At 61.3% G+C, this 9,609-nt stretch carries 8 protein-coding genes; 6 read left to right on the top strand and 2 right to left on the bottom strand.

Annotated elements, in window-relative coordinates; translation table 11 throughout:
* On the top strand, nucleotides 1-495 hold a 495-nt coding region (locus ACTJGZ_RS14935; protein ID WP_441663695.1), incomplete at its 5' end, for a rhodanese-like domain-containing protein.
* Nucleotides 496-627: 132 nt separating this feature from the next.
* On the opposite strand, the gene metG is transcribed toward ACTJGZ_RS14935, so the two are convergent.
* Entirely contained in the window at nucleotides 628-2,697 is a 2,070-nt protein-coding gene (gene metG / locus ACTJGZ_RS14930; RefSeq protein WP_441663694.1) for a methionine--tRNA ligase, read from the bottom strand.
* A 350-nt stretch (nucleotides 2,698-3,047) separates the two neighbouring features.
* Between metG and ahpC the strand changes: the two genes are divergently transcribed.
* The 3 genes from ahpC to ACTJGZ_RS14915 all read left to right on the top strand — a co-directional run bounded on the left by ahpC (nucleotide 3,048) and on the right by ACTJGZ_RS14915 (nucleotide 6,309).
* On the top strand, nucleotides 3,048-3,611 hold the full coding sequence (gene ahpC / locus ACTJGZ_RS14925) for an alkyl hydroperoxide reductase subunit C (RefSeq protein WP_441663693.1): 564 nt from the start codon (nucleotides 3,048-3,050) through the stop codon (nucleotides 3,609-3,611).
* 176 nt (nucleotides 3,612-3,787) lie between these two features.
* Complete coding sequence (gene ahpF, locus ACTJGZ_RS14920; RefSeq protein WP_441663692.1) at nucleotides 3,788-5,368, top strand: alkyl hydroperoxide reductase subunit F; 1,581 nt, start codon at nucleotides 3,788-3,790, stop codon at nucleotides 5,366-5,368.
* A gap of 248 nt (nucleotides 5,369-5,616) precedes the next feature.
* Nucleotides 5,617-6,309: a DUF4328 domain-containing protein gene (locus ACTJGZ_RS14915; protein WP_441663691.1), complete on the top strand. Its 693-nt coding sequence runs from the start codon at nucleotides 5,617-5,619 to the stop codon at nucleotides 6,307-6,309.
* 98 nt (nucleotides 6,310-6,407) lie between these two features.
* Here the strand turns inward: ACTJGZ_RS14915 and ACTJGZ_RS14910 are convergent, their stop codons facing one another.
* Nucleotides 6,408-6,692, bottom strand: coding sequence for a hypothetical protein (locus ACTJGZ_RS14910; protein ID WP_441663690.1), 285 nt, complete (start codon nucleotides 6,690-6,692; stop codon nucleotides 6,408-6,410).
* A 144-nt stretch (nucleotides 6,693-6,836) separates the two neighbouring features.
* On the opposite strand from ACTJGZ_RS14910, the gene apbC reads away from it, so the two are divergent.
* Both apbC and ACTJGZ_RS14900 read left to right on the top strand, forming a co-directional pair.
* The gene (gene apbC, locus ACTJGZ_RS14905; protein WP_441663689.1) at nucleotides 6,837-7,928 is read left to right on the top strand and encodes an iron-sulfur cluster carrier protein ApbC; all 1,092 of its coding nucleotides are present in this window, start codon (nucleotides 6,837-6,839) and stop codon (nucleotides 7,926-7,928) included.
* A gap of 3 nt (nucleotides 7,929-7,931) precedes the next feature.
* A partial coding sequence (locus tag ACTJGZ_RS14900; protein WP_441663688.1) for an autotransporter assembly complex protein TamA occupies nucleotides 7,932-9,609 on the top strand: 1,678 nt, incomplete at its 3' end.

The raw sequence follows: 9,609 nt of genomic DNA, 5'->3' as shown, positions 1-9,609 counted from the left end.
AAAGTGCGCATCAAACGGGAAATCATCCGGATGAACGAGCCTGCCATCCGCCCTGAGGGCGGGCGTGCGCCTGCGGTGGCGCCACGTACCCTGGCGCGCTGGCTGGAACAAGGCTGTGATGATGCGGGCCGCCCGGTGGTCATGCTCGACACGCGCAATGCCTTTGAAGTCGATGCCGGTACTTTCGATGGCGCGCTGGACTGGCGTATTGACCGTTTCACTCAGTTTCCAGAGGCCGTCCAGGCGCATAAAGACGAGCTGCAGGGCAAGACCATTGTCAGCTTCTGCACTGGCGGTATCCGCTGCGAAAAAGCAGCCATCTATATGGCCGGACAAGGTATCGAGCATATCTATCAGCTCGATGGCGGCATTCTCAAATACTTCGAGGAAACCGGGGGGCCGGGCTATCACGGCACCTGTTTTGTGTTCGACGAACGTGAAACCCTGGATCCGGCTTTGGCGCCCCGTCCGCTGACGCGTCAGGACGCTGCCTGAGACCAGCCCTGACGCTTGGGCCGCGCCCTCTCCCTCCGGATTGACGGGACCGCCGGGAACGCGCCAGGATAAAGAAAAACAGCCCCGCGATCTGGCTAGATCGCGGGGCTGTTTGCTGTGCGGTTTGCGGGTTTAGCCGACGCGCATGCCGGGCTGCGCGCCAGGCCAGGGTTCGAGGATATACAGGCCGGCATCGACCTTGTCGTCAGCATGGCTGGCAGCCAGCACCATCCCTTCGGAGACGCCGAATTTCATCTTGCGCGGCGCCAGGTTGGCGACCAGCACGGTCAGCTTGCCGACCAGCTGTTCCGGTTCATAGGCCGATTGAATGCCGGAAAACACATTGCGGTGGCGGCCTTCACCGGCATCCAGTGTCAGTTGCAGCAGCTTGGTGGAGCCTTCGACACGTTTGCATTCCACGATACGCGCGATGCGCAGGTCTATCTTGGCGAAGTCGTCGATCTTGATGGTTTCGGCAATGGGCTCGCCGCCAGGCACCACCACCGGCGCTGCCGGCGGCTCGAAGAGCTGATCCAGCATCTCGGGGGCGACGCGCTGCATCAGGTGCTTGAACGGCGCAACACTGCGGGGCAGCTCACCGGCATCCTGCCAGACGAAGCTGCGGTTCAGGCCAAACAGCTCGCTGGCCACGCGTTGCGACAGTTCGGGCAGAATGGGGCTGAGCATGACGGTCAGCGCCTTGAACCCGGCCAGCGCGCGCGAGCAGATATCCTGCAGCGCAGCCTGGCGTTCAGCGTCGGCCTCTTGCCAGTTCTTGGCCAGCACCCAGGGCTGGGCGGTGTCGAATTCCTGGTTGATGCGGTCGGCCAGCGCCATGGCTTCGCGGATCGCGCGGCCATATTCGCGCGCTTCCAGATCGGCGCGCATCTGTTCGGCGGCAGCTTGAAAACTGGCGGACAGCGCCGCTTCGTCGCCGCGGTAGGCCAGCTTGCCGTCGAAATGGCGGGCGATGAAGTTGGCGGCGCGGCTGGCGATATTGATGTACTTGCCGATCAGGTCGCTATTGACGCGGGCGATGAAGTCTTCTGGATTGAAGTCGATATCTTCCACCTTGCTGTTGAGCTTGGCGGCGATGTAATAACGCATCCATTCGGCATTCATGCCTATCTGCAGATAGCGCAGCGGTGAAATGCCGGTGCCGCGGCTCTTGGACATTTTCTCGCCGCTGACGGTGATAAAGCCGTGCACATTGAGCTGATCCGGCGTCTTGCGGCCAGCGAATTTCAGCATGGCGGGCCAGAACAGGGCATGGAAATAGACGATGTCCTTGCCAATGAAGTGAATCTGCTCGGTCTTGCCCGCCGGATCCAGCAGCGCGTCGAAATCCAGGCCTTGCTTGACGCAATAAGCCTTGAGCGATGCCAGGTAGCCGACCGGGGCATCCAGCCAGACATAGAAATACTTGCCCGGCGCATCCGGGATTTCAATGCCGAAATACGGCGCGTCGCGGGAAATATCCCAATCTGCGAGGCCGCTTTCACTTTCGCCATCGCCGCCCAGCCATTCGCGGGTCTTGGCCAGCACTTCGGCTTGCAGGTGGCGCGCGCCCTGGGCATTGCTGCCTGTGGTCCATTCTTTCAGGAATGCCACGCAGCGCGGGTCGGACAGCTTGAAGAAAAAATGTTCGGATTGCTTGAGTACCGGACGGGCGCCGCTCAGCGTCGAATATGGGTCTATCAATTCGGTCGGGCTGTAAACGGCGCTACAGACTTCGCAGGCATCGCCATATTGATCAGGCGCCTTGCAGCGGGGGCAGCCGCCTTTGATATAGCGGTCGGGCAGGAACATGCCTTTGACCGGGTCATAGAACTGCTCGATGGTGCGGGTTTCGATCAGGCCGGCATCCCGCAGGCTGCGGTAGGTCTGCTGCGACAGCTCGACGTTCTCGCGCGAGTCCGTGCTGTGCCAGTGGTCAAAGCGGATATGGAAGCCATCCAGATACATGGGGCGTTCGGCGGCATAGCGCGCCACCAGTTCCTGCGGCGTGATGCCTTCGCTTTCGGCCTTCAGCATGATAGGCGCGCCGTGGACGTCATCGGCGCCGACGAAATGCACTGTGTGTCCCGCCATTCGCATCGCCCGCACCCAGATGTCGGCCTGGATGTATTCCATGATGTGGCCCACATGGAAAGAGCCGTTGGCATAGGGAAGGGCGGTCGTTACGAACAGTGTGCGTGACATGGCGACTATAAAAAGGTTGAAGAAAAGCCGGCCGGATCGAGCCGGTTCGGCCATTTTAGGGCCTGGCGGCGCTTTGTGCCGTCAGGCCCGGTAAAGCGTACGGTTTTGACGGTGAGCAAGATGGGCCGGATCTCACAGCACTATGCTGGAACGGCAGAAGCGCGCTTGCGCCGTGCCAGGATGGGTGATCCGGCACACGCTGGGCGTCATGCCGGTGTCATTGAAAAAATCAATCAATGAGATAGAATTAATTCACTTTTCATATCTGAAAAGAAAGGGCACTATATGCCTGCAAGAGCGGTACCGGCAACGGCGCCGACATGTTCAACCCAGACAACAGGATCATCACCATGTCTCTTATCAATACCCAGATCAAACCGTTCAAGGCTCAAGCGTACCAAAATGGCAAGTTCATCGAAGTCAGCGACGCATCGCTGACCGGCAAGTGGTCGGTCGTGGTGTTCTATCCTGCCGACTTCACGTTCGTGTGCCCGACCGAGCTGGAAGATCTGGCTGATCACTACGAAGCATTCAAGAAGCTGGGCGTTGAAATCTACAGCGTTTCGACCGACACCCACTTCGCCCACAAGGCATGGCACGACACCTCGGAAGCCATCAAGAAGGTGCAATACGTCATGGTCGGTGACCCCACCGCTACCCTGGCCCGCAACTTCGACGTGCTGATCGAAGAAGAAGGCCTGGCCCTGCGCGGCACCTTCCTGATCAACCCGGAAGGCCAGATCAAATTGTGCGAAATCCATGACAACGGCATCGGCCGTGACGCCAGCGAACTGCTGCGCAAGGTCAAGGCTGCCCAGTACGTCGCCAGCCACCCGGGCGAAGTTTGCCCCGCCAAGTGGAAGGAAGGCGAAGCCACGCTGACCCCCTCGCTGGACCTGGTCGGCAAGATCTAATCTCCCAGCAAAGAGCCGGAGAGAAAAACGGTCCGCGCCCGATGACGGGGCGGGTCGCGGGGGCCGGCCTGGTGGCCAGCCCCCGGCCAGGGCAGCGGTGCTGTCCCGGCAACAGCGGTGTCATGCCCATAAGGCATGCTGCCACGAATACACATCATTGAATACCGGAGCTTCTCATGTCGTTGGATGCCAACCTCAAGAATCAATTGAAAGCCTATCTGGAACGTGTCACGCAGCCGGTAGAGCTCGTTGCGTCGCTTGACGATGGCGCCAAGTCCAAGGAGCTGCGTGAACTGCTGCAGGAAATTGCAGCGCTGTCCGAACGCGTGAGCTACGTCGAACGCAACGACGCAGACGTGCGCAAGCCGTCTTTCAGTATCAATCGCCCTGGCGAGAATATCGGCATCCGTTTTGCCGCTATCCCCATGGGCCATGAATTCACTTCGCTGGTGCTTGCCCTGTTGCAGGCTGGCGGCCATCCGATCAAGTTCGAGCCGGAAGTCGTTGAGCAGATCCGCAGCCTGGACGGCGAGTATCAGTTTGAAACCTATATGTCGCTGAGCTGCCAGAACTGCCCTGATGTCGTGCAGGCGCTCAATGCGATGGCTGTCATCAACCCGCGCATCCGCAACGTTGTGATTGACGGCGCGCTGTTCCAGGACGAAGTCGAGCAGCGCCAGATCATGGCTGTGCCGACGGTTTACCTGAATGGCGAAGTCTTTGGCCAGGGGCGCTCTTCGGTTGAGGAAATTCTCGCCAAGCTCGATACCGGCGCTGCCGCTCGCAAGGCTGCCCAGCTGGATGCCAAGGATGCCTTCGATGTGCTGGTCGTCGGCGGCGGCCCGGCTGGCGCTGCGGCGGCGGTCTATGCGGCGCGCAAGGGTATCCGTACGGGTGTGGTCGCCGAGCGTTTCGGCGGCCAGGTGCTCGACACCATGGCAATCGAAAACTTCATCTCGGTGCCGCATACCGAAGGCCCGCGCTTTGCTGCGGCGCTGGAAGAGCACGTGAAGTCCTATGACGTTGACATCATGAATCTGCAGCGCGTGGTGGGCCTGGAAGAGGGCGACGGCCTGCTGTCGGTCAAGCTGGAAAATGGCGCGGAACTACGCAGCCGTTCGGTCATTCTGGCCACCGGTGCCCGCTGGCGTGAAATCAACGTGCCGGGCGAGCGTGAATACCGCAACCATGGCGTCGCCTATTGCCCGCACTGTGACGGCCCGCTGTTCAAGGGCAAGCGCGTGGCGGTCATCGGCGGCGGGAACTCCGGCGTCGAAGCCGCGATCGACCTGGCTGGTGTGGTGGGTCATGTGACGCTGATTGAGTTCGGTGACGCCCTGCGCGCTGATGCCGTGCTGCAACGCAAGCTTTACAGCCTGCCGAACGTCGAAGTCATCATGAATGCCCAGACCACGGAAATCGTGGGTGACGGCCAGAAGGTCAATGGCCTGGTCTATAAAGACCGCAAGAGTGGTGACAGCCGCCAGGTCGAACTGGCTGGCGTGTTCATCCAGATCGGCCTGGTGCCCAACACCGAATGGCTCAAGGGTTCGTTGAATCTCTCCAAGCATGGCGAGATCGAAGTGGATGCGCGTGGCGCGACGTCGCTGGCAGGCGTGTTTGCCGCCGGTGACGCGACGACTGTTCCTTACAAGCAGATCATCATTGCTGCGGGTGAGGGCGCCAAGGCCGCATTGGGAGCCTTCGATTATCTGATCCGCCAGCCGGCGGCAGGACAGGCCGAAATCCCGGCCTGAGCGGAACCGCAGGGCTGAGCGCAGGCATTGCGCAGCCCTGCTACCCGTTTGACCGTCTGACAGATGCCAGCGCATGGTTTGCGCTGGCATCTGCCGTTTTTGCCGGGGCTTTTGCATTTCTTTAGGCGGAGATGTTTCCCAATATGCCAGGACTGCCTCCGGGAGGCGGCCCTGGGCGGGCAGCCCTCAGGGCGTAAGAGGTATCATTCCCTTTTCTTCCTGGATGGGTGGGCACGGTGAAGGCCGGTATGTGTAAATCACAGGCGGAAGTCAGGGATCTGGCCAGCGCCACCAAATGGATACGCCGGCTGCTGTTTGCCGACATGGCGCTGTGCGCCGTGTCCTGGTTGTCAGATATCGCCGAATTCCGCTTGCTGAGCGATTTGGGCCATGCGGTCTTCGAAACGCAGGCCGAGGCCATTGCCGCTGCTGGCGCCAGTGATGAGCGCCAGGCTGTGCTGGGCGTTCTGCAAACCACCATGCTGCTGGTCTTGATGGTGACGATAGGCCGGTGGATTTATTTTGCCAACCGGAATGCCAATGCCCAGGTTGGGGAGAGCATGCATTATTCGCCGGGATGGGCGGTGGGCTGCTATTTCGTGCCTATCGTCAATTTCTGGAAGCCCTACCGGGCCATGAAAGAGATCTGGCAGGTGAGCGCGAACCCGGCTGCCTGGCGCGCCGTCCGCGTGCCGGGACTCTTGCGCTGGTGGTGGTTCTTCTGGATATTGACTGGCCTCGTGGGCCATCTGGCATTCCGGCTGGGCTTGCAAGCGAATACCTTGCCGGCCCTGCAGGCCGTGAATGTCATGACGCAGATCGTGGATGTCTTGAGCATTCCGCTGGATATGGCGGTACTGGCGCTGACAGGGCGGATTGCCGGCATGCAGCGGCAGTGGGCGGCGCGCCAGGCAGCAGAGGCGCCGGGAGCCGTGTCATGACAGGCAGAAGCTGCGCGGGCAGCTCAGGAAGCGTCGTGGCAGGAAAAGCAGGGGCTGGAAGTGTAACGGCTGGTAGCTGGGCCAGCGCCCAAGCGCGCTCAGGGCAGATCGCGTACCTGAACGTCGATGATCTCGTCCTTGCCGGGCTTGCCGTAGGGGCGGCGGGGCGGCTGCCAGCCCTGGGCCGGCGCGCTGCGGCCAGCGCTGCGCTGTTGCCAGTATGCCTTGACGCCAAAAGGACGGCCGCGCAGACGGGCCCAGATATAGAGAATGCCGACCGCAATGGCGCTGGAAATCATGAATATCAGCGCCATGAACAGGCCAACCAGTCCCAGCGTGAACAGCAGGACGTAACGGAAGAAGCGTGCGATAGTATCGGTCATGGTATAGGACTGAGGGCTGGCGTGGTGAAAAGTTCCCGTTGCAAGGTAAATCGGCGGAACCGTTGGCCGATCCGCTATTCTGTAGGGCCGGTGCCGGTTATTCCCGGCAGCATTTGAAGATACACCACCAAGAGCCATAGTGACATGAGTTTGACGATACAGCAAATCCGCGCCGCCTTGCATGAAGTTGTTGATCCGGCAACGGAATTGCCGCTGGATCATGAGTTGAAGGACCAGGCCGTGCGGATCGCGGGCGACAATGTTGCCGTCAGTCTGGAACTGGGATATCCCGTGGCTGAGGCCAAGACCAATACGGTGCTGCAGGCCGAAGCGGTGGACGCTTTGCGCCGCGCTGGCGCTGCCCAGGCGCAAGTCAGCCTGGGGTGGCGGGTGCAGACTCATGTGGTGCACCGCGGCTTGAAGCCGCTGCCCAATATCCGCAACATCATTGCCGTCGCGTCTGGCAAGGGGGGCGTCGGCAAAAGCACCACGACGGTGAACCTGGCGCTGGCGCTGGCTGCTCAGGGCGCGCGCGTCGGCGTGCTGGACGCGGATATTTATGGCCCCAGCGTGCCCACCTTGCTGTCTTTGGAAGGCAAGCCCGGCAGCAGTGATGGCAAAACCATGGATCCGCTGGTCGGTTATGGCGTGCAGGCCAATTCCATCGGTCTGCTGATTGCGCCTGATGCGCCGGCGATCTGGCGGGGGGCAATGGTGGTTCAGGCGCTGGACCAGTTGCTGAACCAGACCAATTGGACGGATCTCGATTACCTGTTTGTCGATATGCCGCCGGGCACGGGCGACATCGCGCTCAGCATGGCGCAGAAGATGCCGGTGACGGGCGCTGTGGTCGTCACGACGCCGCAGGATCTGGCGCTGCTGGATGTGCGCCGCGGCGTGCGCATGTTCGAGAAAGTGGAGGTGCCGGTGCTGGGCGTGGTGGAAAACATGTCCGTGCATATTTGCTCGAACTGCGGGCATGCCGAACATATATTTGGCGACGGCGGCGGCAAGGCGCTGGCCGAGCAATTCGAATTGCCGTTCCTGGGAAGCCTGCCGCTGGCGCTGGCCATCCGCCAGCAGGCCGATGCCGGACGCCCCAGTGTCGTGGCCGAGCCGGATGGCCCGGCTGCCGCCATTTATCATCAGATTGCCCAGCGTCTTGCCGCCAGTGTGGCGCGTCTGCCGCGTGATCGTTCTATGAAAATCCCGACAGTCGTGGTCAAAGGGGCTTGAACCATGCGTTTCGCGGCCAGACTGACATGCGCCAGCCTGCTTTCCCTGCTTTGCGTCCAGGCCTGGGCCAGGCCGGAAGTCACCATAGATCCGGGCGGCCTGCCGCCTGAAGTGCTGGGGATCATCCACGAAGCCGTGGATGCGATTGCCCGGCTGGATGATGACGAGGATGGCGGCGAGGCATCGCGCCTGCGGCGCCGGGCGCGTGAAGCGGTGCTGTCGGCGTTGGCGACACAAGGATATTTCAGTCCGGTCGTGACCCTGGAGGCTGGCGAGGACGTCGCTGGCGAAACCTGGGATATCGAAATCCAGCCCGGCAAGCGCGCGACGGTGTCAGACGTGGATATCCGCTTCCAGGGCCGCATCGAGGGCGAGGATTACGACGAACGCCGCGAAGCGCTGGTGCAGGCCTGGAAGCTGCCGGAAGGGCAAGTCTTCATCAATAACGATTGGAGCAAGGCCAAGACGGCCCTGCTGGAAAGCGTATCGGCGCGCGACTTCTATCAGGCGCGGCTGGCGCATACCAGCGCGGATGTGGACCCGCTGACAGCGCGGGTAGCCTTGAATGTGCTGGTCGATAGCGGCCCGCGGGTACGTCTGGGCGAACTGGAAATAGAAGGGCTCAAGCGTGTGCCGGAACGCCTGGTGACGCGCTACGTCGAGTACCCGCCGCTGGAACTGTATAACCGGGCGGAATTCGAAAACTGGCAGCAGGAGTTGCAGGAAACCAATCTGTTCCGTGGCGCCTTCGTGATGCCCGGGCAGGATGAAACGCCCGATACCCTGGCGGCAGACGCGCCGCCGCCCGGTTTGCCGGGGGATGTCATTGTTCCGGTCAAGGTCTCGGTCTCGGAAGCGGCCGCGCGCGAAGTCGCCGTCGGGCTGGGCGTTGATGATGATGTCGGCGTGCGCTTTGAGACGCTTTACAAGCAGAATGTGGTGCTGGGCTATCCGGTGACCATGGAAACCGGCCTGGGGCTGGACCGCAAACGCCAGCGGGCCTTTGTGGATTTTTACCTGCCGCCGACCGCGCAGGGCCAGAAAGACAGTATTGGTTTGCTGGTGCGGCGTTCGGATATTGAAGGTCTGGATGTGACTCGCTATGCCCTGGGCGCCACGCGCACGCGTACCCGCTACGGCAAGGGCGATAACCCGGTGGAATACGAAACGCGTTTCGGTATGCTGCTGGCGCATGACCGGATCAAGATTGGCGACACGGAAACCGATAACCTGCCTACGTTCACAGGGACGGCCGGCTGGACGCGTATTGATGTCAATGACAAATATGATCCGCGCAAGGGCAATGTCATTGACCTGCAAGGCGGCATCGGTTTGACGCTGGACGATGGTCAGCCTTATACCCGCGCCTCGTTGCGCCTGCAGCAGTGGTGGCCGATAGGCCCGCGCGATGTTCTGACCATGCGCGGTGAAGCGGGCAAGGTCTGGTCCCAGCGCCGTACCCGCGTGCCGGATGATTTCGGGTTCCGTACCGGGGGCGCGCGTACCGTGCGCGGCTATCGCTACATGTCGATTGGAGAGGAATCGCATGGCGCGACGGTAGGTGGCGCCACCCTGGCGGTGGCAAGTATCGAATACATGCATTTCTTCACCGATATCCTGGGCATGAGCGTCTTTTTCGATGCCGGCGACGTCAGCGATTCCTTTGGGGATATGCACATGA

This window comes from Kerstersia sp. (genome assembly GCF_052103615.1).
GTDB lineage: Bacteria > Pseudomonadota > Gammaproteobacteria > Burkholderiales > Burkholderiaceae_B > Kerstersia.
The sequence above is the reverse complement of the archived record's forward strand: the minus strand, read 5'-3'. Positions and strand labels throughout refer to the sequence as shown.